At 73.5% G+C, this 25,424-nt stretch carries 25 protein-coding genes and 1 pseudogene; 9 read left to right on the top strand and 17 right to left on the bottom strand.

The annotated features are described in order from the left end of the window. Positions 1-28: 28 nt before the first annotated feature. The 6 genes from OG444_RS25830 to OG444_RS25805 form a co-directional block, all read right to left on the bottom strand. A complete protein-coding gene (locus OG444_RS25830; protein WP_327264404.1) occupies positions 29-1,285 on the bottom strand; it encodes an aKG-HExxH-type peptide beta-hydroxylase in 1,257 nt (418 codons plus the stop codon). Beyond that, positions 1,282-2,727 (bottom strand): FxsB family cyclophane-forming radical SAM/SPASM peptide maturase, encoded by a 1,446-nt coding sequence (locus tag OG444_RS25825; RefSeq protein ID WP_327264403.1) that lies wholly within the window; start codon positions 2,725-2,727, stop codon positions 1,282-1,284. The genes OG444_RS25830 and OG444_RS25825 overlap by 4 nt, the downstream gene beginning before the upstream one ends. Positions 2,728-2,882: 155 nt before the next feature. Then, entirely contained in the window at positions 2,883-3,077 is a 195-nt protein-coding gene (gene fxsA, locus OG444_RS25820) for an FxSxx-COOH cyclophane-containing RiPP peptide (protein WP_202199748.1), read from the bottom strand. Between the two features lie 112 nt (positions 3,078-3,189). Then, complete coding sequence (locus OG444_RS25815) at positions 3,190-6,471, bottom strand: SAV_2336 N-terminal domain-related protein (RefSeq protein WP_327264402.1); 3,282 nt, start codon at positions 6,469-6,471, stop codon at positions 3,190-3,192. A gap of 6 nt (positions 6,472-6,477) precedes the next feature. Next, entirely contained in the window at positions 6,478-7,509 is a 1,032-nt protein-coding gene (locus OG444_RS25810) for an AAA family ATPase (protein WP_327264401.1), read from the bottom strand. A gap of 58 nt (positions 7,510-7,567) precedes the next feature. Further along, the gene (locus tag OG444_RS25805; RefSeq protein WP_327264400.1) at positions 7,568-9,676 is read right to left on the bottom strand and encodes a VMAP-C domain-containing protein; all 2,109 of its coding nucleotides are present in this window, start codon (positions 9,674-9,676) and stop codon (positions 7,568-7,570) included. A gap of 129 nt (positions 9,677-9,805) precedes the next feature. On the opposite strand from OG444_RS25805, the gene OG444_RS25800 reads away from it, so the two are divergent. Beyond that, complete coding sequence (locus tag OG444_RS25800) at positions 9,806-9,994, top strand: DUF6104 family protein (protein ID WP_052873789.1); 189 nt, start codon at positions 9,806-9,808, stop codon at positions 9,992-9,994. A 277-nt stretch (positions 9,995-10,271) separates the two neighbouring features. Here OG444_RS25800 and sodN read toward each other — a convergent pair whose 3' ends face one another. After that, the gene (sodN, locus tag OG444_RS25795) at positions 10,272-10,667 is read right to left on the bottom strand and encodes a superoxide dismutase, Ni (protein WP_030709803.1); all 396 of its coding nucleotides are present in this window, start codon (positions 10,665-10,667) and stop codon (positions 10,272-10,274) included. A gap of 171 nt (positions 10,668-10,838) precedes the next feature. On the opposite strand from sodN, the gene sodX reads away from it, so the two are divergent. Next, positions 10,839-11,261: a nickel-type superoxide dismutase maturation protease gene (gene sodX, locus OG444_RS25790; protein ID WP_327264399.1), complete on the top strand. Its 423-nt coding sequence runs from the start codon at positions 10,839-10,841 to the stop codon at positions 11,259-11,261. Here the strand turns inward: sodX and OG444_RS25785 are convergent. Then, positions 11,165-11,794: a CGNR zinc finger domain-containing protein gene (locus OG444_RS25785; RefSeq protein WP_327264398.1), complete on the bottom strand. Its 630-nt coding sequence runs from the start codon at positions 11,792-11,794 to the stop codon at positions 11,165-11,167. The genes sodX and OG444_RS25785 overlap by 97 nt on opposite strands. A gap of 82 nt (positions 11,795-11,876) precedes the next feature. Between OG444_RS25785 and OG444_RS25780 the strand changes: the two genes are divergently transcribed. Continuing rightward, positions 11,877-12,665, top strand: a complete 789-nt coding sequence (locus OG444_RS25780; protein WP_327264397.1) for a class I SAM-dependent methyltransferase — start codon at positions 11,877-11,879, stop codon at positions 12,663-12,665. A 100-nt stretch (positions 12,666-12,765) separates the two neighbouring features. Here OG444_RS25780 and OG444_RS25775 read toward each other — a convergent pair whose 3' ends face one another. The 3 genes from OG444_RS25775 to OG444_RS25765 are packed head-to-tail and all read right to left on the bottom strand — an operon-like array spanning position 12,766 to position 15,473. After that, a complete protein-coding gene (locus OG444_RS25775; RefSeq protein ID WP_166663123.1) occupies positions 12,766-13,530 on the bottom strand; it encodes an amino acid ABC transporter ATP-binding protein in 765 nt (254 codons plus the stop codon). Beyond that, positions 13,530-14,471: an amino acid ABC transporter permease gene (locus OG444_RS25770; protein WP_405790556.1), complete on the bottom strand. Its 942-nt coding sequence runs from the start codon at positions 14,469-14,471 to the stop codon at positions 13,530-13,532. Before OG444_RS25770 ends, OG444_RS25775 begins: the two co-directional genes overlap by 1 nt. A gap of 39 nt (positions 14,472-14,510) precedes the next feature. Next, positions 14,511-15,473 carry an ABC transporter substrate-binding protein gene (locus OG444_RS25765; protein WP_327264396.1) on the bottom strand — a complete coding sequence of 321 codons (963 nt, stop codon included), beginning with the start codon at positions 15,471-15,473 and terminating at the stop codon, positions 14,511-14,513. A gap of 526 nt (positions 15,474-15,999) precedes the next feature. On the opposite strand from OG444_RS25765, the gene OG444_RS25760 reads away from it, so the two are divergent. From OG444_RS25760 to OG444_RS25745, 4 genes are all read left to right on the top strand, one after another. Next, a complete protein-coding gene (locus OG444_RS25760) occupies positions 16,000-17,202 on the top strand; it encodes an NAD(P)-dependent malic enzyme (protein WP_405790554.1) in 1,203 nt (400 codons plus the stop codon). 208 nt (positions 17,203-17,410) lie between these two features. After that, the gene (locus OG444_RS25755) at positions 17,411-18,373 is read left to right on the top strand and encodes a zinc-binding dehydrogenase (RefSeq protein WP_327264395.1); all 963 of its coding nucleotides are present in this window, start codon (positions 17,411-17,413) and stop codon (positions 18,371-18,373) included. A 60-nt stretch (positions 18,374-18,433) separates the two neighbouring features. Further along, complete coding sequence (locus OG444_RS25750; protein WP_030013034.1) at positions 18,434-18,643, top strand: helix-turn-helix domain-containing protein; 210 nt, start codon at positions 18,434-18,436, stop codon at positions 18,641-18,643. After that, positions 18,643-19,215 carry a Clp protease N-terminal domain-containing protein gene (locus tag OG444_RS25745; RefSeq protein ID WP_327264394.1) on the top strand — a complete coding sequence of 191 codons (573 nt, stop codon included), beginning with the start codon at positions 18,643-18,645 and terminating at the stop codon, positions 19,213-19,215. Before OG444_RS25750 ends, OG444_RS25745 begins: the two co-directional genes overlap by 1 nt. A gap of 16 nt (positions 19,216-19,231) precedes the next feature. On the opposite strand, the gene OG444_RS25740 is transcribed toward OG444_RS25745, so the two are convergent. Further along, entirely contained in the window at positions 19,232-20,173 is a 942-nt protein-coding gene (locus OG444_RS25740; protein WP_327264393.1) for a helix-turn-helix transcriptional regulator, read from the bottom strand. A gap of 1 nt (position 20,174) precedes the next feature. Beyond that, on the bottom strand, positions 20,175-21,125 hold the full coding sequence (locus OG444_RS25735; RefSeq protein ID WP_327264392.1) for a DUF4097 family beta strand repeat-containing protein: 951 nt from the start codon (positions 21,123-21,125) through the stop codon (positions 20,175-20,177). A gap of 148 nt (positions 21,126-21,273) precedes the next feature. On the opposite strand from OG444_RS25735, the pseudogene OG444_RS25730 reads away from it, so the two are divergent. Beyond that, positions 21,274-22,051 (top strand): annotated as a pseudogene (locus OG444_RS25730) (hypothetical protein). 18 nt (positions 22,052-22,069) lie between these two features. On the opposite strand, the gene OG444_RS25725 reads toward OG444_RS25730, so the two are convergent. Next, positions 22,070-23,017: a LysR family transcriptional regulator gene (locus OG444_RS25725; protein ID WP_327264391.1), complete on the bottom strand. Its 948-nt coding sequence runs from the start codon at positions 23,015-23,017 to the stop codon at positions 22,070-22,072. A 209-nt stretch (positions 23,018-23,226) separates the two neighbouring features. On the opposite strand from OG444_RS25725, the gene snpA reads away from it, so the two are divergent. After that, positions 23,227-23,895: a snapalysin gene (gene snpA / locus OG444_RS25720; protein WP_327264390.1), complete on the top strand. Its 669-nt coding sequence runs from the start codon at positions 23,227-23,229 to the stop codon at positions 23,893-23,895. A 1-nt stretch (position 23,896) separates the two neighbouring features. Here the strand turns inward: snpA and OG444_RS25715 are convergent, their stop codons facing one another. The 3 genes from OG444_RS25715 to OG444_RS25705 form a co-directional block, all read right to left on the bottom strand. After that, the gene (locus OG444_RS25715) at positions 23,897-24,100 is read right to left on the bottom strand and encodes a hypothetical protein (protein WP_327264389.1); all 204 of its coding nucleotides are present in this window, start codon (positions 24,098-24,100) and stop codon (positions 23,897-23,899) included. A 36-nt stretch (positions 24,101-24,136) separates the two neighbouring features. Then, positions 24,137-24,718 (bottom strand): dihydrofolate reductase family protein, encoded by a 582-nt coding sequence (locus tag OG444_RS25710; RefSeq protein ID WP_327264388.1) that lies wholly within the window; start codon positions 24,716-24,718, stop codon positions 24,137-24,139. Positions 24,719-24,806: 88 nt separating this feature from the next. Continuing rightward, the gene (locus tag OG444_RS25705) at positions 24,807-25,400 is read right to left on the bottom strand and encodes a GNAT family N-acetyltransferase (RefSeq protein WP_327264387.1); all 594 of its coding nucleotides are present in this window, start codon (positions 25,398-25,400) and stop codon (positions 24,807-24,809) included. Positions 25,401-25,424 lie beyond the last annotated feature (24 nt).

Below are 25,424 nucleotides of genomic sequence, written 5' to 3'. Positions count from 1 at the left end.
CTTGAAAGGTACCGCAGCGGACGGTCCGTCAGCCCTGTGCGAACGGTGCGAGTTCGGGGTGTGCCTCGCACCAGGCGCGGCGTTCGCGGTCGATGGCCCGGCGGGCCGCGGCGTGCTGGTCGCCGGGGGGCGGGAGGTCGTCCATCGCGCGCTCGGCGGCGGCCATCGCTTCGGTGAACTCCCGTCCGGCTGCAGTCAGTCCTTCGTGCTCCCGCAGCGCGGGCAGGACCGCGGCGACCTGGGCGCGGATCCGGGCGTGCTGGGCCCAGGCGCCTCGGGCCCCGTAGAGGGCGGCGCGCTGCCAGTACCCGGCGAGCGCCAGGTGGGCGTAGGCGCCGTGCAGCAGGCCCTCCAGCGGGCGGGGGTCGCTGCGCCACGGGGCCCAGTGACGGGGCGTGCGGTCGGCGGTGTGCAGGGTCAGGACGTCGGCCAGCGCGGCCAGTTTGCCGTGCTGGACCTCGTGGACGAGGGTCGCGGCGAGCGCTGGCGGTGCCTGGGCGCGGGCCAGTACGGAACCGGCGGCGGCGGGGAGGGTGGCGCCGCTGGAGCGGGAGCCGACGGCCAGCGGTACGACGGAGCGCAGCAGCTGTACGGTCTCCTCCGCGCGGACGGTGTCGTAGCGCTGGAGCAGGGTGAGCGCGCCGGACCACTGGGTGTCCCACCGCTTGTGGCCCTTGGGGGTGAGCCGGCGGGCGGGGCGGACCTGGGCCTGCTGCGCCGGGCCGGGCGCCCGGTAGGGGTCGAGGTCGTCGAGGGCGGTCCTGCCTCCCGGCAGGCTGTGCAGGGGCACGGTGGCGGGGTCGTCGGGGTCCCAGGAGCGTTCGGTGAGGGCGAGCGGGCCGGGGCGGTCCGGGCGCAGCAGACCGAGGGTGGGCAGGACGAGCCGGCCGTGCAGGGGGCGCAGGGTGTGGGTGAAGGCGATCCCGGCGCGCAGGGCGGCGGCGACGGCGAGGGCCCCGAGGTGGCCGAGGTCGGCCGGGGGGCCGCACCGGGCGTGCAGCCGGCGCAGGGTCTCCTCGGCCCACACCCCGGTGGCGGGGTAGTGCAGTACGTCGCGCACGGCGCCGGCGTCGTGCCGTTCGGCCTCCTCCAGCAGGGCCCAGGCGTCGGCGGTCTCCCCGGACCGGCCGCCGGGGGCGGCGTCGAGGACCGCGCGCAGCAGGAGCAGGCGCTTGGAGCGGCGTACGTCGCGGACCAGGCGGGTGCCCTCCATGGACGGCTCGGTGGAGGCGAGGGCGCGCAGGGTGGGCGAGGAGACGGTGAAGGCGGTGAGGGCGGCGGTCATGAGGCGACCGCCGGGGGGTGTGCGGGGGGCTCGGTCGCGGGGGCGGCGGCGGAGGTCCGGGCGGCGCGCTGGACGGCGGCGGCGATGTGGCGGATCAGCAGCTGGAGGTCTGCGCAGTACACGGACGGCTGGCGGAAGCCCTCGCCGGCGCGGTAGCGGTGCGGGTAGTGCCCGCCGCCGCACACGTCGACCAGCTCGCAGGCGCGGCACCGGGGCGCGAGCGCGTCCCGTCCGAGCTGGCGGGCGGCGAGTCCGGGGTGGTCGAGGAGCTGGTCGAAGCTGTGGGTGTCCAGGGTCATCCCGGTCGCGGCGGCGCCCTCGTACGCGGATTTCAGTGAGTCGGCCTGTTCGATGGAGCCGTCGGTCTCGATCACGGCGGTGGCGGCGGGCGTGAGCCCGAGGGTCTCGGTGGCGGCGGGCAGGCCGAGCAACAGGGCGATGATCTCCTCGAAGAGCCGGATCCGGGTGCGCCGTACGCCGTCGTGCCACCAGCGCTCGAAGACGGCGAGGAGCCAGTCGGCGTACGGGGTCCGGTCCGGGTGGTGGCCGGGTGGCGGGGCGCTCCAGTTCGCGAGCGGCAGGAGCAGCCCGATGCTGGGCGGGGCGAAGGCGAGCAGCGACTCGTAGGTCTCCACCGGGTCGTGGCCGAGGTCGACGACGACGAGCACCCCGGCGTAGCTCTGCGGGTGCCGGGCCAGCAGCCGCAGACCGCGGGCGGCGGCGCCGAAGCCGGGCCGTCCCGCGTGGTCCACCCGCCGGGTGTTGTGCGCGGGCAGTCCTCCGTCGAGGCTGACGCCGACGCGGATCCCGGCGGCGGCGAGTGCGGCGAGGCGGCCGCGGGTGAGCAGGGTGCCGTTGGTCTGGACGGTGGCGGTGACCCGGGTGCGCGGGGCGGTCCCGGCCACGGCGGCCCGTACGGCGTCGACGGGCGCGGCCAGTTCGGCGGGCGAGGTGAGCAGGGGCTCCCCGCCGTGCAGGACGAGGTCGACCCGGGGCAGGTCGTGGGCGGCGGCGTGCTCGGCGATGCGCTGCGCGGCGCGGGCGGCGGTGGCGGGGGTCATGGCGGGCGGCTGGTCGCGCCAGCCCTGGTCGGCCATCTCGTAGACGTAGCAGTAGGTACAGGCGAGGTTGCAGCGGCTGCGGGTCTTGAGGACGAACTGCCGGATGGGGTGGGGCCGGTGGCCGGCGGCCCGCGCGGCGGCCACGTCGAGCCGGAGGTAGGGCCAGGGCGCGTTCCGGGCATGGCGCTGCTGCTCCCGCTGCCGCTCCACGACGGGGTCGGGGGCGGGCGCGGGCGCCGGGGCGTCGGCCGCCGCGGGCACGGGGTCGGGGTGCGGGGTCGTCGGGTCGGGAGCCGCCGCGGGCGCCGGGGCGGGGTGCGGGGGCGGGCCGGGGTTGCCGGGTGCGGGCAGCGGGGAGTCGCTCGTGACCGATCGCGCCATCGCCGCACCTCCTCCCCGGCCTCGCCCGGGGACACCCCGGCGGACGGTGCATCCCTGCCCTGGGGACGGACCCGGCTAACGGCGGAAAGTGGTCAACTCGCTTTCAAGGTGGGGCGGATCAGGCACGGCCCGCGCGCGGCGCGGGCACCGGACGGTCAGGCCACGCTGGAGTCGAAGGCGTTGAGGATCTCCGCGGGATGGGTCACCCGCTCGACCATGCCCTCGATCACCCGGGCCAGCACGGGATGGTCGATCCCGCGCAGCGCCGCGAGGTCCAGCCCGGAGAGATCCGGCAGCCGCCCCGGGCATCCCGGGGTCGCTGCCGCCACTTCCTGCTGCTTCGTCACCATGTGCCGCCGGTCCCCCTGTCGCGTCGCACACCGGATGGTCCACTTCCTGTTCCCGCCGTCCGCTCCGTGGAAACGGCGCTCCCCGGTCGCGGGGGCGCCCGCCGCGCGTGCGTCAGAGGCCCGCCTCCAGGGTCCGTATCCGTACGCGGACCGCCTCCGTGCGCCCGGCGGCGCCCTCGCGGGTCCGCGTCCACAGCTCCAGCGCCGAGCGGTACGCGTCCAGGGCCGCGCGGGGCCGGGCGAGGCGCGCCAGCACGTCCCCGCGCAGCTCCTGTACGCGGGCGGCCAGCTGGACTGCGGTGTCCTCGCGGTCCTCCACGTCGGCCTCCAGGGCGGCCCGCCAGGCCCGCCGGTAGGAGTCCGCCGCCCGGTCGAGGCGGTCCAGCGCCCGCGTGTGGCCGTGGATCTCCTGCTGCACGTCTCCGTGGTCCCGCCAGGCGCGGGCCTGTTCCAGGGGGTCGCGGCTGTGCCGGACGGCCAGTTCCAGCAGGTATTCGGCCTCCCGCAGGTCCACCGGATCGCCCTCGTAGGCGTGCCGCAGCCGGAGCCCGGTGGCCAGCCGCAGCAGCCGGTGCGCCGACCCCGGGTCGGACTGGGCGACGGCGGAGCGGCTCTCGCGCAGGACGCGTACGGCGGTCCCGGTGAACCGCCGCCCGTCGGTGGCCCGGGCCCGGTCCAGGAGTACCTCGCCCCACTCGGGCAGCAGTTCGCCGAAGGCCTCCCCGTCACGGGGGATCAGCCGCCGGGCCCGGCCGTACGCCTCGGCGGCGTCCTCCAGCGCCGCCTGGTCGGCGTCCCGCGCGTACCGCTCCCGGTGCACCCGGGCCAGGCACACCAGGGCGGCGACCCGCAGCTCGGGGTCCCCGCCCGTCTCCGCCAGGGCCGCGTCCAGCTGCGCGGCGGCCTCCTCCAGCCGGCCGGGGAGGTGGCGCAGCGCGTCGGCCAGCTCCACCCGCACCCGCGCGGTGCCGCCTCCGGTACGCCCGGGTGGAGCCGGCGGGGCGTCCAGGGCCAGCGTCAGGCGGGCCGCGGCCTGTCCGGCCAGGGCCGTGCGCTCGGCCGGGTCCCGGGTGCGGGGCAGCAGGGCCAGCAGGACGCGGCCGAGTGCCAGGTGCAGTTCCGCGTACGGGGCCGGGCCGCCGTCGCCGCGAACGGCGCTCGTACCCTCACCGCCGTCACCGCCGTCGCCATCGCCGTCACCGCCGCCGTCCCGCAGGCCCGTGTCCGCGCCGGGTGCCGGGCCCGCCAGGGGTTCGAGGGCCGCGCGGGCCTCGCGGAGCGCCCCCGTGTCGTCCCGCAGCCCGCTCAGCCGGATCAGGGTCTCGGCCCGCCGCACGGCGCAGTCCCGCCGCAGCTCGGGGTCGGCCGCGGCGCCCGCCGCCGCGAACTCCAGGTCCGCCGCCGCGAGCAGTTCCGCATCCGGTCCGGCGGCCAGCGCCCGCTCGTACAGCACCCGGCCGAGGACCGCCCCCGCCTTCGCCGTGCGCAGCCCGGTCACGGCCCTTTCCGCTTCGGCGAGGAGCTCCGGGTCCCGCTGGGCCGTCCACAGCCTCAGCAGAGCCCCCGCCAGCTCGGTCTCCGCCTCCTCCGGCGGATCGCCGGGCCCCGCCGGGGCCGTCACGGCACGCCGGAGCACCGCCACGGCCTCGTACAGGGCCCGTGCGCCGCCGTCCCCGTCGGCGTCCGCGTCCGCGAGCCGGACCCGGGCGGCGCGCACCGCCCCGGCCCGGACGGGCACCGGGGCCGGGGCGGGCTCCCGTACCGCCGGGCCCTCCTCGGGCATCCCGGGCAGGTAGCGCCGTACGACTTTGGCCGAAACCTGTGCGAAGGCCTGCGGGAGGCGGCCCTCGGGCGCCCGCTCGGTGTCCTCGGGCCCGGGGTCGCGGACCGCCGGCGGGATCCCGGTCAGCTGGGACACGGCGAGCGCGGGGAAGTTCCGCACGCCCCGCCCGAAGTGTGCGAGCACGTACTCCGAGCAGTGCTTGAGCACCAGCGCGGCCTCGTCGCGCCCCAGCGGTCCCAGCAGCACGTCCTGCACCCCGGGGGCGAATTCGTACCAGTGCCCCGGCCCCGGACCGCTGCGCCGCAGCAGCCCGCTCAGCAGCACCTCCGCCAGGTCGGAGGGCTCGGAGTCCGGCAGCATCGTGCGTTGCACCAGCCGCATCACGGGCAGCGTCAGCGGAGCCGCCGACAGGTACACGGCGAGCTGTACGGCCCGGGGCGCGGCCGAGGACCGGAACCGTGCCACCAGCTCCCGTGGCGGCCGTACGGCACGCGGCGGCGGCAGGGGCGCGGCCGGATGTCCGGCCAGCACCCGGCCCACCTCGGCCGGTACCGGCCCGGCGGCGAGCCCGGCCAGCAGCCGGGCCCAGGCGCCGAGGGCGGTCGCGCTCGGCGGCAGCACCGGCACGGTCAGCCCTCCCGTGGGCCGTCCGGGCAGCGGCGGCCGGTCCGGCCGGAAGGTGAGCCTGCGCGCGCCGCCCTCCAGCCGGGTGAGGGTGCCCCGCTCGGTGGGCAGCCAGCTGCGCCCCCACAGCCGCTGCGGCAGCGGCTGGACGACCATGCACGGGGTGCATTCGGCCCACCGGTGCAGCAGCCGCTGCGCGGTGCCCTCGCGCCACAGCGGTCCGGCGCAGTCGGAGACCACCATGGTCAGGGCGCGGCCGGTCGGGTCCCGCAGCTGGTCCCCGGAGCGCAGGCCGGAGGCGCGTACGCAGCCGGGTGCGGGGCTGCGCCCGAGCGCGGCCGTGCCGTCCGTGAGGCGGTGCAGGTAGTGCACCTGTACGTCGTGGAAGGCTCCCAACCGCTCGCACACGGAGCGCAGTTCCTCGAACATGTCCTGCCAGACGGCCATCGACGGGGACGCGTCCATCACCAGCCGTACGGTCGCCTCGCGCCGGCTCTCCGGCCGGAGCACCGGGATGACCAGGCCGAGGGCGCGGGCGCTGGCGTCGGCGGTGGCCGACTCGTCGATCACCAGGCGGGTGGGCGGGCCGGGCGGGCGGTGGCGCTGGAGGGCGCGCAGGGCCCGCTGGATGTCCAGGATGCGGGGCAGCGCTGCGGCGCCCGGCACCCGTACGGGCACGCCGTACTCCTCGGGCGACTCCTGCGGCCGCTCCCCCGCGGCGCCGTCGGCGCGGGCCGCCCCGGGCGCGTAGAGGCCGACCGGGTCCTCGGCGTCCGGCCGTACGGGCTCGGCGCTCCCGGCGACCGGCTCCTCGGCCGCGGTGTCGGGGCCGCCCGGCTCCCGGGGGCCCGGGGCGCTCTGCCCGGGTCCGCGGATGTGCCCGGCCAGCCACAGGGCGTCGGCGAGTTCCTCGGCGGACGGGTCGAGCCCGGCCGCGCGCAGCAGCGCGGCCAGTTCACGGACGCCGGGTGCTCCGGCGGATGCCACGGCCGATCACCTCGGGCGGTCGAGGCGCTGGATGAGCAGGTCCGCGAGGTCCTCCCGGGTGGGCGGGGCGGCGTAGTGCGTCAGGTAGACGGCGTTGAGCAGCTGGTCGGCGGCGACCAGCTCGGACTGGGAGCGGCTGAGGAACTCCCGGATCAGGTCGGCCCCGAGGCGGGCTGCCTCCTCCCCGAGGTGGGCGCGGACCATGGTGGCGAGCCGTTTCTCGCCGGGCTGTCCGAGCTTCAGCTGGATGCAGCGGCGCAGCAGGGCGGCCGGGAAGTCGCGTTCCCCGTTGCTGGTCAGGATGATGAACGGGAAGGACCGGCAGCGGACGCGGCCGCCGTGGACGGTCACCTTGGTCCCGTCGTCGGTGAGCACCTGCACCTCGGGTTCGGTGTCGGCGACCCGTTCCAGTTCGGGGAGGGCGAACTCCCCTTCCTCCAGGACGTTCAGCAGGTCGTTGGGCAGGTCGATGTCGCTCTTGTCGAGCTCGTCTATGAGCAGCACGCGGGGGCGGGCGGTCGGCAGCAGGGCGGTGCCGAGCGGCCCGAGCCGGATGTACTTCCCGATGCCGGGGGCGGCTGCGGGTCCGGAGCCGGCCTGGGCCGGGCCGCCGCCGCTCGCGGCGATCTGCACGTCCTGCAGCCGGGCCAGGGCGTCGTACCGGTACAGCCCGTCCTGGAGCACGGTCCGCGACACCACCGGCCAGCGCAGCACCCGCCCCAGCTTCAGCTCGTGGGCGACGGCGTGCGCGAGGGTGGACTTCCCGGTTCCGGGAAAGCCGGTCACGAGCAGCGGCCGGCGCAGGTACAGCGCCGCGTTGATGGCCTCCAGCTCCTCGGGCTCCGGCCGGTGCAGCTCGGCGGCCTGCCGGTGCGCGCCGAGCCGCCGGGCCACGTTGCCGTCGGCGGCCCGGGCCGGACCGTCCGCCTCCGCCACGGGCCCGCCGTCGAAGTCCCGCCAGGGCGGCGGGTCGGGCAGCGCGTCGATGCCGTCGTGGGGCTCACCCACCCCGCGGTATATGAGCCACTCGTCGTTCATGGTGCTGCTCCTCCCTCGCCTGGGCCGCTCGCATCCGCCGGGCCGCCGCCCGGCCTGGTCACAGGTCGCCCTGCAGCGGTTCGTCCTCGGGCAGCGGCCGCGCCGGGTCCTCCCACACCAGTCCCGCCCCGGTCGCCCAGTAGGCGTCGGGGTCCGCCCCGTACGCCCGCCCCCGCAGGGTCTGGAAGCGCAGCGGCAGCACCTCCGCCCGCCCGGCGTCGGCCAGTTCCTCCCGCAGCCCGCGGTGGAAGGGCGCGCACGAGGCCCCGGGCTCCGGCGGGGGCCTCCGGGTCACCGCCACCCCGTACCCGGCGTCGCGCACCGCGTGCAGCGAGCCGAGCGTCGGCTCCTGGTCGGCGGCCCGGCAGTGCACGGGCACGGTGTTGTCGGGGAGGCCGGTCAGCCACTCGGTGGCGGGGCTGCGGGGGCGCCCTCCGGCGCAGTCGGCCCGTTCGTCCTGGAGCGGGCCCGCCTGCACCCGGGCCCACCGGGCGGCTGCGTCGCCGCCCTCGCGGTCGGCGGGGTGCTCCCGCGCGCCGCCCGGGTTCGGCCCTGCGGTCCCGGCCGGGTGGCGCAGCACCACCGGCCGCTGCACGCCGAGCGGTACGCCGCCCACCACCACCCACGCGTCCACCGCGAGCCCGAACAGCTCGGGGGCCACGGCCACTTCGAGCAGGGCCGCCGCCTCGTGGGTGTCGCACCGCCGGAAGCCCTCGGCGAGCGGGACCCGTAACGCCTCCGGCAGACCCGCCAGGGTGGCCCGTACGCCCGAGTCCACCGGAGTCACCCGCCCCGCGTGCGCGGGTCCGGCGAGCACGGAGACCCGCCAGTCGTAGACGTCCTCCCAGCCGTGCGCCCAGACCTCCAGCAGTACGGAGGCACCGGACGGCAGACCTCCGGCCCGCCGGGCCGGGCCGTGGACCGACCGCCCGGCCGTGGCCCGCCGGCGCCGCTCGCGCTCGGCGAGGCCCCGCTCGCGGCGCTCGCCGAGCTCCCGCCGCAGGGGCCGCCACAGCCGCTCGGCTGTGGCCCGTACCCAGTCCCACAGCTCCTCGTCGGCGCCCGGTGCGGCCGGCTCCCGGTACTCGGCGACGCTCACGTCCGTCGCGTACCGGAGCATCGCCGCGGCCTCTCCCGTCCCACCGGGCGGGTCGTGCAGCAGCCCCAGCCCGTCGCGCCAGCTCAGCGGGGCGGGCGGCTGCGGGTCCGGCTCCTCCCCGCGCACCTCCTCGACGAGGGCGCGTACGACCTCGGAGGAGCCGGGCGGCGGCAGTTCGGCCAGCAGCCCGTACAGGGTGGTGCGCTCGCCGGGGGTGAGCCGGCCCCGGCCGGCGTACGGGTCGCCCTCCTCCGGCGGGAGCTCGCCGTGCACGTCCGTCCAGGTCCGGCGGTTGTCGAGATCGCTGAGATGCTGGTCGTAGTGGTGGAGGTCGTGGGCCTGCATGATCCGGCGGTAGAGCCCGACCTGGCCGCGGGCGGCCATCGGGAGGGTGCGCAGCTGTACGACGGAGACGGCGAGCCCGCCGCCGCCGGTCTGCCGCCGGGCCTTGAGCACGCCGACGACCTCCCCGCGGGCCAGGTCCACCACGGGCCCGCCGGACATGCCGGGTTCGATCTCGTCGTCGTCGCCGAGCCGGATGGCCGCGCCGTTCCCGGCGGTGCCGCGCAGCCGGGTGGTGCGGCCGGTGATCTCGGGGGTGCCGAGGTCCTCGGTGCAGCCGAAGTAGGCGACCTCGTCGAAGCGCGGCCGGGAGCGGTCGGTGATCCAGACGCAGGCGTGCGAGACGGGGGCCAGGACCCTGATCAGCGCCAGGTCGGGCAGGTCCCACAGTGCGTGCCGGCCGGGCCGCCGCTCCTCCAGCCGCTCGGGCAGTACGCATTCCACGCGCCCGGTGACCGTGCCGGTGACGCTCCCCGCGGAGAAGGTGATCCCGACCTCGCGCCCCGTCAGACGCACCGCAGCACCCCCTTCGCCGACCACGTGCGCGCACGTCAGGACCCAGCCGGGAGCGATGAAGAAGCCGCTCCCCCAGGTGGGACCGGTCCGATGACTGCGAGGGTTGTCATACCCGCCCGGCGGGGCGTGAACGCGTACGGTCGCCGCCTGGACGAGGGGCTCGAGGAGCTCGAAGGCGCGCGCGGCACCCGTCGTGCGCCCGTCCGTCATCCGCGCCCCCTGATTGTCGGGCATCCAGGCTAGACCCGGGGAGGGCGCAGGCGGGAGGTCTCGCCTTAAGGCGGATTATCCTGGCGGGAAACACCCCCTGCACACCCCCATCACGGCACGGAGCCCGACTTGTACTTCACCGATCGCGGCATCGAGGAGCTGGAGAAGCGGCGCGGCGAGGAGGAGGTCACCTTCGAGTGGCTCGCCGAGCAGCTGCGCACCTTCGTCGACCTGAACCCGGACTTCGAGGTCCCGGTGGAACGCCTCGCCACCTGGCTGGCCCGCCTGGACGACGAGGACGAGGACGAGGACGCCTGAGCCCCCGGGCCGGGACGGTTGCTCAGGGGCGGCCGACCGTACGTACTGGCCGGTTCCGCCCGCCACCGCCACCGGCGATGCCGTCGAGCACGGCCCGCGCCACGACGAGGAGCCGCCCGCAGCCCGGAGACCCCCTCGACTGGCTGCGGGCCGCCCTCGGTGAGAGGGGCTGACTGCGGTCGCCGCGCATGACTACGGCCCGGCCGCTCGGAGCGGACGGGCCGTAGTCATGCGCGCCGTCACCGGCAGCGCGGGCAGAACCTCGGGGCACCCAGGATCAGGCGGCCTTGGTCTCCCAGAAGATGCGGTCGATCTCGGCGATGAGCTCAAGGGCCTTGGCGCCGGTCGCCGGGTCGTTCGACGCCTTGGCGGCCGAGAGGGCCTTCAGGGTGTCGTTGACCAGGGTGTGCAGCTGCGGGTACTTCTCGAAGTGCGGGGGCTTGAAGTAGTCGCTCCACAGCACCGAGACGTGGTGCTTGGCGAGCTCGGCGCGCTGCTCCTTGATGGTGATGGCGCGCGCGCGGAAGTCGGCGTCGTCGTTGGCCTGGTACTTCTCCTGCACGGCCTTGACGGACTCGGCCTCGATGCGGGCCTGGGCAGGGTCGTACACGCCGCACGGAAGATCGCAGTGGGCGGAGACCTTCGCCTTGGGGGCGAAGAGGCGGGAAAGCATGGAGTTTGTCCTCCTCGTGATCGTCTTCTCAAGGGGGAGATTACTCGCTGAACAACCGGATTTCGCGGGCGCCCCCATGGGCTTAGGACAAAAGTCCAGGGTCGCGGCCGGACCGGTGAGCGAATGTACGGACCCGTGCGGCAGCATGCGGGGGTGACGAGGAGGACACGCATGGTGGAGAACGGGCGCCCGCGGAAGCGGTTCGAGGTGGTGGAGGTGACGGGGGCGTCGATGGTGCCCACGCTGCTGAACGGGGACCGGCTGGTGGTCCGGTACGGGGCTGCGGTCCGGCCGGGTGACGTGGTCGTGCTGCGCCACCCGTTCCAGCAGGACCTGCTGGTGGTCAAGCGGGCGGTGGAGCGACGGCCGGGCGGCAGCTGGTGGGTGCTCGGCGACAACCCCTTCAACGAGACCGGCGACAGCACCGTCTACGGGCCGGTGCCCGGGGAGCTGGTGCTGGCCACGGCGGTGCTGCGCTTCCGGCCGCGCGAGGAGGATCAGCGCTCGCTGAGGGCCCGGCTGTCCTGGGCGGTCTCGGCGCTGCGCCCGCTGCGCGCGGACGCCTCGGCCTCCAGCCGCTTGCGGGCGCGGTAGGCGGCCACGTTCGCCCGTGTGGCGCAGCGGTCGGAGCAGTAGCGCCGGGAGCGGTTGGTCGAGGTGTCGAGGTAGGCGTTGCGGCAGGGCGCGGCCTGGCACAGGCCGAGGCGGTCGGGTCCGTGCTCGGTGAGGGCGAAGGCCAGGCCCATGGCCGCCATCGCGGCGTAGCCCGCGGAGGCGTTCGAGGGGTGCTCGGCCAGGTGGATGTGCCAGTCGGGGCGGCCGTCGTCGGCGAGGGTCTCGTGGCCGGACACCTGGGGGCTGACGGGGAACTCCATGAGCAGCGAGTTCAGCAGGTCGACGGCGAGGACCTCGTCGCCGCTGTCGGCGGCCTCGAACACCGAACGCAGGCGGCCGCGGACGTTGCGGAAGCGGGTGACGTCACCGTCGGTGACGCGGCGCGCCATCTGCTGACTGGCGCCGAACAGGTCGCGGACGGCGTCCACCGAGGTGAGCGAGTCCTTGTTGCGGGCCGGCTCCTCGGTGTTGACCAGGCGCACGGCGAAGTCCGAGTAATGGGCCAGTTCCACTTGTAGTCCTTACGGCTGCGGATTAATGTCTCCGGTAACGGCTGAGACGTCTTCGAGGGTATTACGTATGGAGGGGTACGGGATGACGGATACGGCGAATACGACAGCTTCAGCGGCTCCGGCGGGCACCAGCGACTGGCAGGCCTGGCAGGACAGCTGGGACCGGCAGCAGGAGTGGTACATGCCCGACCGCGAGGAGCGGTTCCGGGTGATGCTGGACATGGTCGAGGCGCTGGTGGGACCCGCCCCCCGGGTGCTGGATCTCGCATGCGGTACGGGAAGTATCACGGACCGCGTCCTCAAGCGGTTCCCGGAAGCCACCAGTACGGGCGTCGATCTCGACCCCGCCCTGTTGACCATCGCCGAGGGGCACTTCGCGGGCGACGAACGGGTCACCTTCGTGACCGCCGACCTCAAGGACCCCCACTGGCGCGCCGCCCTCCCCCACGCCGCCTACGACGCCGTCCTGACCGCCACCGCCCTGCACTGGCTGCCGAGCGGGGACCTGGCCGTCCTGTACGGGCAGCTCGCACCGCTCGTGGCCCCCGGCGGGGTGTTCATGAACGCCGACCACATGCCCGACCCGGCCACCCCGCGCATCGACGCCGCCGAGCACGCCCACCGGCACGCCGGCATGGACCGGGCCAGGGCGGCCGGGGCCGTGGACTGGCGCGAGTGGTGGGCCCTGGCGGGCGCCGACCCGGCGCTCGCCGAGCAGGTGAAGCGGCGCTTCGAGACCTACGGGGAGCACGCGGACGGCGACACCCCGTCCGAGGCCTGGCACGCCGAGACCCTGCGCGCCGCGGGCTTCGCGGAGGCCCGTACGGTCTGGCGCTCCCCCTCGGACGCGCTGGTCCTAGGGCTGAAGTAGGAACCTGGAACCGCAGGAAGCCCGCGGCACACGCGCGGGAACGGCTGAGGGGCGGTACGGGTCTCCCGTACCGCCCCTCACCGTCCGCGGGTGCGCCGAACTACAGCACCTTGGACAGGAACGCCTTCGTGCGGTCGTGCTGGGGGTTGCCCAGCACCTCGCGGGGGTGGCCCGACTCCACGACCACACCGCCGTCCATGAAGACGAGGTTGTCTCCGACCTCGCGGGCGAAGCCCATCTCGTGCGTGACCACGATCATGGTCATGCCCGATTCGGCCAGGTCCCGCATGACGTCCAGGACGTCACCCACCAGCTCCGGGTCGAGCGCCGAGGTGGGCTCGTCGAAGAGCATCAGCTTCGGCTCCATGGCCAGCGCGCGGGCGATCGCCACGCGCTGCTGCTGGCCGCCGGAGAGCTGGGTGGGGTAGTTCCCGCCCTTGTCGCCGAGGCCGACGCGGTCCAGGAGGCGCACGGCGCGCTCGCGCGCCACCGCCTTGGACTCGCCCTTGACCATGACCGGGGCTTCCATGACGTTCTCTATGGCCGTCATGTGCGGGAAGAGGTTGAAGCGCTGGAAGACCATGCCGATGTCCCGGCGCTGGGCCGCGACCTCGCTGTCCTTCAGCTCGTAGAGCTTGTCGCCCTTCTGGCGGTAGCCCACCAGCTGGCCGTCGACGTACAGCCGCCCCGCGTTGACCTGCTCCAGGTGGTTGATGCACCGCAGGAAGGTCGACTTGCCGGAGCCGGACGGGCCGACCAGGCAGAAGACCTCACGCGGGGCGACCTCCAGGTCGATGCCCTTGAGGATGTGCGCCGCACCGTAGGACTTGTGGACGCCCTCGGCCTTCACCATGGCAGTCGTCATCAGGCCACCGCCTTGCGGTTCGAGAAGCTGGACAGTTTCGCCTTGATCTTCTGCAGCGGCGTGGGCGGCAGCGAGCGGAGCGCACCGCGGGCGTAGCGGCGCTCCAGGTAGTACTGGCCGACGCTGAAGACGCTGGTCAGGGCGAGGTACCAGATCGACGCGACGAAGAACATCTCCATCACCGCGAACGACGTGGACGCGATGTCCTGGGCCGCGCGCAGCAGGTCGAAGTACTGCACGGCGACGACGAGCGACGAGGTCTTGAGCATGTTGATGAACTCGTTGCCCGACGGCGGCACGATCACGCGCATGGCCTGCGGCAGGACGACGCGGCGCATGGTCTGCATCCGGGTCATGCCGAGCGCGTGCGAGGCCTCGCTCTGGCCCTCGTCGACCGACTGGATGCCGGCGCGGACGATCTCCGCCATGTACGCGCCCTCGTTGAGGCCGAGACCCAGCAGGGCGGCCAGGAAGGGCGTCATGACCTGGGTCATCTCGTCCTTGTAGAACCCGAGGTTCAGGATCGGGAAGATCAGGGCGAGGTTGAACCAGATGAGGAGCTGCACGTACACCGGGGTGCCGCGGAACAGCCAGATGTAGAACCAGGAGATGGTGCTGGTCACCGGGTTCTTCGAGAGCCGCATCACGGCGAACAGGACACCGAGCACCAGGCCCAGGGCCATCGAGGCGACGCTGATCCAGACCGTGTTGACGACACCGCGCAGGATGGTGGGGTCGAACAGCTTCTCCGGCACGGTCGCCCAGCGCACGTTGCCCTGCGAGAAGGCGACGACGAGGGCCACGACCAGGCCGATGACGACCACGGCGCTGATCCAGCGGCCGTAGTGGCGGACCGGGATGGCGCGGATGGCCTCGGGGGGGACGGCCCCGGCCGGCGGGGTGTCCGCCGGGTCCGGGACCTTGTCGAGCTTGTCAGTCACAGTGACTGCCCTTCAGTGTGCTGCGGTGGTACGCGGAGGTCAGGAACCGGCGTTGATCTTGGCCTCGGTCACGGCGCCGGAGCCCGCGTTCCACTTGTCCAGGGCGGCCTTGTACGTGCCGTCCTTGATGACCGCGTCGAGGGCTTCCTTGATCGCGTCGCGCAGCTCGGTGTTCTTCTTGTCGACCGCGATGCCGAAGAAGCCGGCGTCGCTCGGGGTGACGATGGCCTCGAAGTCGTTGCCGCCGCCCGCCTCCTTCGCGATGTGCGCGGCGACCGGGGAGTCGTTCAGGTCGGCGACGGCGCCGCCGGCCTTCACGCGGGTCTGGGCCTCGGCGTCGGTCGGGAAGGACTCGATCTTGAGCTCGCCCTTGCCGTCCGTCTTGCACTTCTCGGCCTGGGTCTTGGCGACCGTCTCGTAGGTGGTGCCGCGCTGGACGGCGACCGTCTTGCCGCACAGGTCGTCGAGGGTCTTGATGCCCTCCGGGTTGCCCTTCTTCACCAGGATGGCGGTGGAGGAGGAGAAGTAGTCGACGAAGTCGACACCGGCACCGGTCTTGGCGCCCTTGTCGTCCAGGCCGTCCTGACGGGCCTTGGTGTCGCTCAGCGAGGACATGACCACGTCGCTGCGGCCGGTCTGCATGCTGCTGATCAGCGTGTCGAAGGTGCCCGACTCGAACTTGAACGGGACGCCGAGCTGCTTCTCCAGGGCTGCCGCGATGTCCGGGTCCACGCCGACGACCTTGCCGCCCTCGGTGAACTCCATCGGCTTGTACGTGGCGTCCGTGCCGACCTTGATGACACCGGCGTCCTGGATCTTCTTCGGGAGCTTGGAGAAGAGCGGGGCGCTGCTGTTGTTCGCCGCACCCGACGGGGTGCTGGAGGCCTTGTCGGTCTGGTCACCACAGCCGGTGAGGATCAGGGCGCCCGCGACCGCGATCGCGCCGACCGCGGCGATCCGGGACCGTGCGGCGGTCGTACGACGGGTGGTGCTAGCGGTCATGGCTTGGTTCCTCCGGCGCTGGTGGAAAAGCATCGAAAAACGGTCGGACACGCACCATCGAGTGTCGCGACCTTGTGTGATTACGGCATCTTGCCATTCGGACTGAGACATTCAGGGTGCCCGTCAGGTCAAAATCGCATAACGGGCGGTGGGGGTAGCCCAACAGGACTGCGGAGAAGGGGGTTCGAGGCCGCAGATACTGCTGTGACCTGCTGTTTTGACCGCAGTTTCTACGGAGCGTCTCGCCCACTGGACGGCAAGGTTTGGACTTTTCGCCAAAAGCCGGGCAAGGGACCTACAGTTGAGCGGGAATCGACTCGTCTGGGCGAGCGTTCTTCGGGTAGAACAGATCCTTACACCCCTCATCCGGGGCTCAGGGCGCGCGTGCGGCGCGCCCGCGCGTACGAACCTCCCCTTCGCGGAGACGGGCCAACCGTTGACGCGGAGTACGGACGCGGTGCCCGCCCACCCCTTAACCAGGAGTGGCCACCCTCAACGATTCAAAGGACTTAAGGGGTCACACGAAGTGGCAGCGGAAATCTTCAACCCTCGCAGTGACAGCGTCACGGACAACAACCCGGACGCGGTGTTCGCGCTGCACCGGGGCGGCAAGATGGCCATCCAGGCCACCGTCCCGGTCACCAACAAGGATGACCTCTCCCTGGCGTACACGCCCGGCGTGGCGAAGGTGTGCACCGCCATCGCCGAGCAGCCCGAGCTGGTGAACGAGTACACCTGGAAGTCCAACGTGGTCGCCGTCGTCACCGACGGTACGGCCGTGCTCGGACTCGGTGACATCGGTCCCGAGGCCTCCCTCCCCGTGATGGAGGGCAAGGCCATTCTCTTCAAGCAGTTCGGTGGCGTGGACGCGGTCCCGATCGCGCTCGCCACCAAGGACACGGACGAGATCATCGAGACGGTCATCCGCCTCGCTCCGTCCTTCGGGGGGGTCAACCTGGAGGACATCTCCGCCCCCCGCTGCTTCGAGATCGAGCGCCGCCTCCAGGAGGCGCTGGACATCCCGATCTTCCACGACGACCAGCACGGCACGGCGATCGTGACGCTCGCCGCGCTGCGCAACGCCGCGAAGCTGACGGGTCGCACCCTCGGCGACCTGCGCGCCGTGATCTCGGGTGCCGGCGCGGCCGGCATCGCCATCGCCAAGATCCTGGTGGACGCGGGCATCGGCGACGTCTGCGTCACCGACCGCAAGGGCGTCGTGTCCGCGGACCGCTCCGACCTGACGGACGTCAAGGCGGAGATCGCGGGCCTGACCAACCGGACCGGCCAGACCGGCTCCCTGGAGAAGGCGCTGAACGGCGCCGACGTCTTCATCGGCGTCTCCGGCGGTACGGTCCCGGAGGAGGCGGTGGCCTCGATGGCGAAGGACGCGTTCGTCTTCGCCATGGCCAACCCGAACCCGGAGGTCCACCCGGACGTCGCGCACAAGTACGCGGCGGTCGTGGCCACGGGCCGGTCGGACTTCCCGAACCAGATCAACAACGTGCTGGCGTTCCCCGGCATCTTCGCGGGCGCCCTCAAGGTGCGCGCGACCCGGATCACCGAGGGCATGAAGATCGCCGCCGCCGACGCCATCGCCGGTGTCGTGGGTGACGAGCTCGCCGCCGACTACGTGATCCCGTCGCCGTTCGACGAGCGCGTGGCCGAGGCCGTCGCCACGGCCGTCGCCGCCGCGGCGAAGGCCGACGGAGTGGCCCGCCTGGTCTGAGACCGGAGCCGAGCAGTACGCGCAGAGGCCCGACCGGATTCCTCCGGCCGGGCCTCTGCGTTTCCCCGTCCGGCGCCCGGACCGTCCCGGAGCGTCCCGGGCTGTACCGGACCGTCCCGGGTCGTCCCGGGCCCGGTGGGACGAAGGCCTCACACCCACGGTCGCGGGAAGGCTGGAACCCAGCCCTACCGAGCGGTAGCGTCGCCGCATGTTCGCTGCCTACGCCGCCCGAATCGACCGTGACCAGCCGCTGAACGGCCTTGTGCTGGGCGACCGCCCGGCTCCCGAGGCCCGGCCCGGCTGGGTGACCGTGAACGTCAAGGCCGCCTCCCTCAACCACCACGACCTGTGGTCGCTGCGCGGGGTGGGCCTCGGCGAGGAAAAACTCCCGATGATCCTCGGCTGCGACGCCGCCGGGATCGACCAGGACGGCAACGAGGTCGTCCTGCACTCCGTGATCGGCCAGAGCGGCCACGGGGTCGGCCCGGACGAGCCCCGCTCGATCCTGACCGAGCGCTACCAGGGGACCTTCGCCGAGCAGGTGACCGTCCCCGCCTGGAACGTGCTGCGCAAGCCCTCCGAGCTGACCTTCGAGGAGGCCGCCTGCCTGCCGACGGCCTGGCTGACGGCGTACCGGATGCTGTTCACCAATGCCGGGGTCCGTCCGGGGGACTCCGTCCTGGTGCAGGGCGCCGGAGGCGGTGTCGCGACCGCCGCGATCGCCCTCGGCAAGGCGGCCGGCCTGCGGGTCTACGCCACGAGCCGGGACGAGGCCAAGCGCAAGCGGGCCGTCGAGCTGGGCGCGGTGGAGGCGTACGAGCCGGGCGCGCGGCTGCCGCAGCGGGTGGACGCCGTGATCGAGACGGTGGGCGCCGCCACCTGGTCCCACTCGGTGAAGTCCCTGCGCCCCGGCGGCACCCTGGTGATCTCCGGCGCCACGAGCGGCGACCGCCCGGCGCACGCCGAGCTGACCCGGATCTTCTTCCTGGAGCTGAAGGTGGTCGGCTCGACGATGGGCTCGAAGGACGAGCTGGAGGACCTCCTCGCCTTCTGCGCCACGACGGGGCTGCGGCCGGTCATCGACGAGGTGCTGCCGCTGGACCGGGCGCGGGAGGGGTTCGAAAAGCTCGCGTCGGGCGACCTCTTCGGCAAGATCGTCCTCACCCCCTGACGCACACCGGCATGTCAACCGGGGTTGACGAATCTCCCGCGTCAACCTACATTGACATGCATGACCGAAGCCACTGATCTCGCCGAGCGGGCCGGTGACCGGGACCCGCGTGTGGGCCTGCGTGCCGTGGCCGCCCTCCGGAGGCTGCTGGAGCAGCTGGAGGCCGTACAGGTACGCAGTGCCCGCGCGCAGGGTTGGTCCTGGCAGGAGATCGCGGCCGAGCTCGGCGTCAGCCGGCAGGCCGTGCACAAGAAGTACGGGAGGCTCTGATGTTCGAACGCTTCACCCGCGACGCCCGGTCGACCGTGACCGGGGCGGTGACCGAGGCCCGGCAGACCGGCGCCGCCACCGTCACCGAGGAACACCTGCTGCTCTCGCTGCTGGCCCTGGGCGCCCTGGACCCCCTCGGCGTGGACCGCACGGCGGTGGCCGCCGATCTCGCGGCGGCCCGCCGCCGGGGCGGCATGTCCAGGGCGGACGAGGAGGCACTGGCCGGACTCGGCATCGACCTCACCGAAATCGTCACCCGCATCGAGGAGACCCACGGCGAGGGCGCCCTCGCGGCCCCGGCGCCTCGCAGGCGGACCCTGGGCGCCTCGCTCCGCTCGGCCTTCGGGCGCGAGGGCGCCGACGACCGCACCGGCAGCCGCCACGTCCCCTTCACCCAGGGCTCGAAGAAGGTGCTGGAGCAGTCCCTGCGGATCGCCCTGGGCCGCAAGGACAACCACATCGGCACCCTGCACCTGCTGCTGGCCCTGCTCTCCCGCCCCGGCACGGTCTCCGAGGTCCTGACGGACCACGGCATCACCTACAACACGGCCGAGACGGGCCTGGCGGCCTGACCGCCGTCCGGGCGGGCTACCGCCCGGTCCCGAACGCGGTCTCCAGCCGGCCGCGGGCAGCCGCAAGGTGCCGGCGGGCCTCGGCCACCTGGGCCGCGGTCACCCCGCGGTCCCGGGCCGCGTCGCGCACCTCGTCGCGGAAGCGGTCGAGCAGCCGGTCCAGGTCGCGGCCCGCATCGCCGGTGGGCGTCAGGTCCGCGGCCCAGTCCGGATCCCGGTCCGCGTCCGCCGCCGCGGTATGCGCGGCCGCGGTGCCCGCGGCCGCGTCGGCATCGGCCGTACGGGGCTCCGCGGGCATGGTCTGCGTACCGCCGCCCAGCCAGGCGCCGGCCAGGCTGCCCAGCACACCGCCGGACTTGGCGAACTGCTCCTGGAGCTGGCCCGCGATGCGCTGGACCTCCTCGCGGGCCCGGTCCTGGGCCTCCTTGGCCTGACGGCGGGCCTGCTGCGCCTCCTCACGGGCGCGGCGGCTCTCGTCCTTCGCCCGGCGCGCCTGTTCCTTCCACTCGTGCCGCGCCTTGCGCAGCTCCTCCTTGGCGACCTTCCAGGACTCGTCCTCGGTGACCTGGGTCGCCGAGGCGGAGGCCGCGGCCCGCATCTCGCGCCGCAGGTCACCCGCCGCGCCCCGGACCTCGCTGCGTATCTCCGCGGCCAGTTCGGTGACCGAGTCGCGGATCTCCAGTTCCAGGTCGGCCAGTTCACCGCCGCGGTCGGCCAGCTCGGCACGGCCCGCCTCGGTGATCGAGTACACCTTGCGCCCGCCCTCGGTGGCGTGCGTGACCAGGCCCTCGGCCTCCAGCTTCGCCAGCCGCGGGTACACCGTCCCCGCGGAGGGCGCGTACAGGCCCTGGAAGCGCTCCTCCAGCAGGCGGATCACCTCGTACCCGTGGCGCGGGGCCTCGTCCAGCAGCTTGAGGAGGTACAGGCGGAGGCGGCCGTGGGCGAAGACGGGCGGCATGTCAGAGCACCTTCTTGTCGAGCGCGAGGGGGGCGGGAGCGGGGCCGTCGGCCTCGGCCTGCGGGCGGCGCAGCAGTGCGATCGAGCCGGAGACCGTGGTCGCCCGCAGGGTGCCGACGCCGGAGCCGAGGGTTCCGGTGATCCGCTTGGCGCCCATCTGCCCGGAGACCTGCAGGTCCTCGAAGGCGTTGGAGACGCGGCCGGTCGCGGTGTTGGCCTCCACGCGGGCGTCCGCGGGGTGCGGGAGCCGGATCGCGACCTGGCCGGAGACGGACTTCAGGGCGATGTCCACGGGGCGCGCGGCCTCCGGGCCGGGGTCCAGGTCGATGAGCATGTCACCGCTGACCGAGTCGGCCCGTACCTTCACGCCCGCGCCGTCGACGACGGTCAGGTCGCCGGAGACCGACTGGAAGCCGAGGTCGCCGGTGACGGACTGGGCCTCGACGTTGCCGGAGACGGTGTGCGCCTTGACCCGGCCGGACAGGCCGACCAGCGTGGCGTCGCCGGAGACCACATTGACGTCGGTGCCGCCGGAAATGCCCGAGACGAAGGGGACGGCGTCGACGGCAGCCACCTTGACCTGGGTGCCGGCGGGGACGGTGAGGGTGATCGCGACGCTGCGCTCCCAGGCCTTGCGGCCGGAGGACGAACCGGACCAGGCCTTCCACGGCTTGGACTCGAACCACTCCTTGAGCCCCTGGGAGCCGTTCCGGGGCAGGTCCTCGTAGGAGACGGTGAGGATGCCGCCGTCCTGCACGGCGAAGAGGGGCGGCCCGTCGACCTCGGTCACTTCCAGGCGGGCCGGGCCCTCCTCGGCGGCGACCACGTTGACCGTGCCGCTCACGACGCGGACGCGGAGCTCGATCACCGGCTCCTCGAAGGTGAGCTTCTGAGGTTCGGCGAAGTGCCACGTCGTCGGCGACGGCGACGGCTGGGGCGACTGCTCTGCCATGGTGCTGATCCTCCTCGTGCGTTCACGGACCGGGCTCGACGCACGCAACATATCGCGTCTTCTGTTAACACGATATATCGCGGTCTGGGGAAGTCAAGCGCCCTGCCGGAACCCCACCATTCAGGGTGTTTTGCTCTATTGTGTGGGCATGTCAATCTCCCGGACCGTGACCGGCGGACTGCTGCTCTGCCGTGCCGAACCGCGTGCCGCCCGGCGTCCGGCACACCTGTTGCGCGTACGCCTGCTGCTCGCTCCGGCCGGCGAATGGAGCGCGCTCGTCCCCGAGGACAAGCCGTGGCTGGACGGTCCGGGCACCGTGGCCGAGGTCCTGGCCGGCTGGGGCTCGGCGATCGCGGTCGGCACCGACTGGCCGGTTCTGAGCCTGTGGTGGGAGGGCGGCCGGACCGGATTCGCCCTGTCCGGCCGGCGAGCCCGATGCCATGCGCGCCCTGTCGGCCCGCCTCGGCCTGGACCCCGTACTCGACCTGGCGGAACTGGAACGCCTCACCCGCACCGACGCCGCCGTCGCCGTCGACGGGGAGGGCCGGCTGCTCGCGCTGATCGCCCTGCTGACCCGCGCCGGACTGGCGCTGCCCGCCGGGCTGGCCCCGGGCGAGTCGGCCGACCGGCTGCGGGGCGCGGCCCGGGTGGCTCCCGGCGTCGAGACGGTGGAGTGGTCCGGCTGGCGCGACGCGGTACGGGCCGAGCTCGACGCGATGGAGGAGAGCCCAGTGGGCCCGTGGGTCCGCGGCCCGAGGGCCCGCCTGCTGGGCGCGGCCCAGGTGGCGGCCGGCGCACCCCTGCTGGCCTGGGCGGCCCACCGCCGCAGTCCCGGCTGGGCGGCGGCGGGCGCGGTCCTGCTGGCGCAGGGCGCCGCATCACTGGCGTACGACCGGGCCCGCGCGCGGCAGGCGGAAGCCGGCTGAAGGTCCGCAAGGCACGCCCTATGAGGCGATCCGGGCGACCTCCAGCAGGGGGCTCGCGTGGTGGTGGAGCCAGGCCCGGTACGGGGGCGTCCGCAGGGCGGCTTCGCGGTAGGCGTCGCGCAGGTCCTCGTAGACCTCCGCGTGCGCGCCCGGGCGGGTGGCCAGCAGCAGGCGCACGGCGAGGGGGTCCCCCGACAGCGGCCGGATGGCCATGTCCTCGCGCGGCCCGGAGGTCGGCTGGCAGGGGGCGACCGCCTCGCCGGAGATGATCAGCGAGGTCGCCGTGTGGTAGTCGGCGTGCAGCACCGGCGGGTCGAGCCCGGCCCCGGCGAAGATCCGGCGCAGGCCGTCCCACTCGCCGTCGACCGAGGGGTCCACCATCCAGCGGTCGGTGGCCAGGTCCCGTAAGGAGACCACCGACTGCCCGGCGGCCGGGTGGTCCCGGGACATCGACACGAACTGTGGCTCGCGATCCATCAGCACGTGCACCTGCAGCCCCGCCGGCACCCGCAGCGGGCTGCCCTCCACCTCGTGCACGAACGCCACGTCCAGCTGCCCGGCGGCGACCATCCTGAGCAGTGCGTTGGCGGAGACGTCCACCACCAGCGAGGTCTCGGTGTCCGGAAGCCGCCGGTGGATCCGCCGCAGCCAGCCCGGCAGCGCACTGCTGGCGGTGGAGCCGATGCGCAGCCGCGACGCGTGGGCCAGTTCGCGGGCCTCCGCGACCAGCGCGGCCATCTCGGCGAGCAGCGGGCGGGCCCGGCCCAGCACGGTGCGGCCGAAGGGGGTGGGCCGGCATCCGGTCCGCTCGCGCAGGAACAGCTCTCCGTCGAGGGCCCGTTCGATGCGGCGCAGCTGGGTCGTCAGGGAGGGCTGGCTCACGCCGAGTTGCCGGGCGGCCTTGTGCAGGCTTCCGGCGTCGGCGATGGCGCACAGGGCGCGCAAGTGCCTGACCTCAAGCTCCATGCCCCGAGGGTAGGCCGGTCCCGGTGGACCGCACCAGCCACCGATAGCCCCCCGAATCCCGCCATTCTCATGCTAGTTGGGCTGCCGAAATCTCTCCGATAGGCCGGCGCTATCGGGGAGTGACATCATCCGCCGGGCACGTGAGCTCCCGCAGACTCCGGTTCGAAAGACCACCCCCCACCGCACCGGACGAGTAGGAGCTCCCCCACATGCGCCACTCCCGTAAGGCCATGCTGGCCACGACCGTCGGCCTCGGCCTCGCCGCAACCCTTGGTGTCGTCCCCACCGCCACCGCCGCGCCCGCCCCCGTCGGAAACGCCGTGAGCTACGCCGCGTACGAGCGTTCGCCGGAGAACGAGGCCGCCAACCGCGCCTTCTTCGAGGCCGTGCAGCGCTCGGTCGCCGAGCAGCGTGCCGCGAACCCGGCCGCTCTGGCCGTGACCGTCACGTACAACACCCGCAGCGCCCCCAGCTTCCGCACCCAGATAGCCCGCTCCACGCAGATCTGGAACAGCTCGGTGTCCAACGTCAAGCTGCAGGAGGTGTCCTCGGGCGGGAACTTCTCGTACCGCGAGGGCAACGACTCACGCGGCTCGTACGCGAGCACGGACGGGCACGGCCGGGGCTACATCTTCCTCGACTACCGGCAGAACCAGCAGTACAACTCCACCCGGGTGACCTCGCACGAGACCGGCCACGTGCTGGGTCTGCCGGACCACTACTCGGGCCCGTGCAGCGAGCTGATGTCGGGGGGCGGCCCGGGCACGTCGTGCACGAACGCCACCCCGAACTCCGCCGAGCGCTCGCGCGTCAACCAGCTCTGGGCCAACGGCTTCGCCTCGGGCCTGGGCGCGAAGGACCTCGCCACCAAGGGCTGAGTCACCGCTCCTCGGGGTCCGAGTAGTCGCGGCAGCCGGGGTTCCGACAGGGACCCCGGCCCCAGACCGGAATGAAGATCCCGAGTGACTTGCGCCGCCTGACCACCGTGTCGACGCGGCGCCCGCACGCCGGGCACACCTGCTGTTCGTGCCCGGCCTGCGGGGCCACCGTCTCGTGCACATGGTGCTGCTGTTCACCGGCCATACCTCCACGGTAGGCCGGTTTCGCGCGTTCGGCGGGTCAGCGCCTGCGCGCGTAGGTGGTCACGACCTGGCCGCCGCCGAAGGTCTTGACCCCGGTCAGTTCCAGGTCGCGTCGTGCGAAGCCGGCCCGCGTGAGGGGGATCCCGCTCCCGGCGAGGACGGGGTAGGTCTTGATCACGAACTCGTCGATCTCGTCGACCAGCTGGGCGGCGAGGTCCGCGCCTCCGCACAGGTAGACGCCGAGCCCGTCCTGGGCCTTCAGCTCCCGCACCCGCGCCGCCACGTCCCCGCTGATCAGCTCGACCGCCGGGTCGGGGGTGACCGCGATCGAGCGCGTGGCCACGTACTGCGCGAGGTGGGCGTAGGGACTGGCGACGCCCATCTTGAGGCCCGGGTCGTAGGTGCCGCGCCCCATGACGACCGCGTCGAAGTGCCGGGCGGTCGAGATGTCGACGCCCAGCGCCTCGTGGGCGTGGGTGGGGATGGTCTCCGGGTACTCGGCCGTCAGGTATCCGAGGTACTCGGGGTCCAGATAGTCGTTGAAGAAGTCGCCGTCTCCGTCCGGGTCCGCCATGAAGCCGTCGATCGAGGTGGCGATGAGGTACGTCAGCTTGCGCAAGCGATTCTCTTTCACTGGGCAGTGCCACCGCGCCGGGGCACGTCGAATAAAGTACTTCGCCTGCAGTGGTTACACAAGGGGTTTCGGATCAGCCGCGCGGCTTGCGCCACATCGGCCACATCAGCGGCCCCTCGGGCAGCTGCACCGCCTCTCCCGTGAACTCCCAGCCGAGCCGCTCGTACAGCCCCTTGCTGCGCTCACTGCTCGCCTCCAGGTACGCCGGCACCCCCTCGCGGTCGCAGCGCTCCAGCACCGGGCGCATCAACTCGCTGCCGAGCCCCTCCCCCTGCCGGCCCGGGGCGACCGCGATCATCAGCAGGTACTCGTGCTCCTCGGCGGTCGGGTGCACCGCGCCCGTGAGGCGCCCGACCAGCTCGCACCGCTCGTTGTCCGGGTCCGCCACGGCCCGCATCCGGGCCGGGACCTCATCCTCGCCCTCGGGCTCACCCGCCGGGATCCGCAGCCACAGCGCGGCCGCCGAGCCGTCCGCGGCGTAGTCGATCCGGCCCTCCTCCAAAGCCACGTCCACGAAGACGCCCAGGAACTTCGCGTGCACCGCGGCCCGGTGCTCCGGGTCCGGGAAGACCCAGCTGCTCACCGGATCGGTGCGGAAGGCCTCGTCGAGGAGCCGCGCCACCGCGTCCCGGTCCGACTGATCCGCCTGACGTATCTCCAGCGCCACTGGTCACACCCTTCGCTCACGTGT

It is taken from the genome of Streptomyces sp. NBC_01232, from assembly GCF_035989885.1.
In the GTDB taxonomy this organism is placed as follows: Bacteria; Actinomycetota; Actinomycetes; order Streptomycetales; family Streptomycetaceae; genus Streptomyces.
The sequence above is the reverse complement of the archived record's forward strand: the minus strand, read 5'-3'. Positions and strand labels throughout refer to the sequence as shown.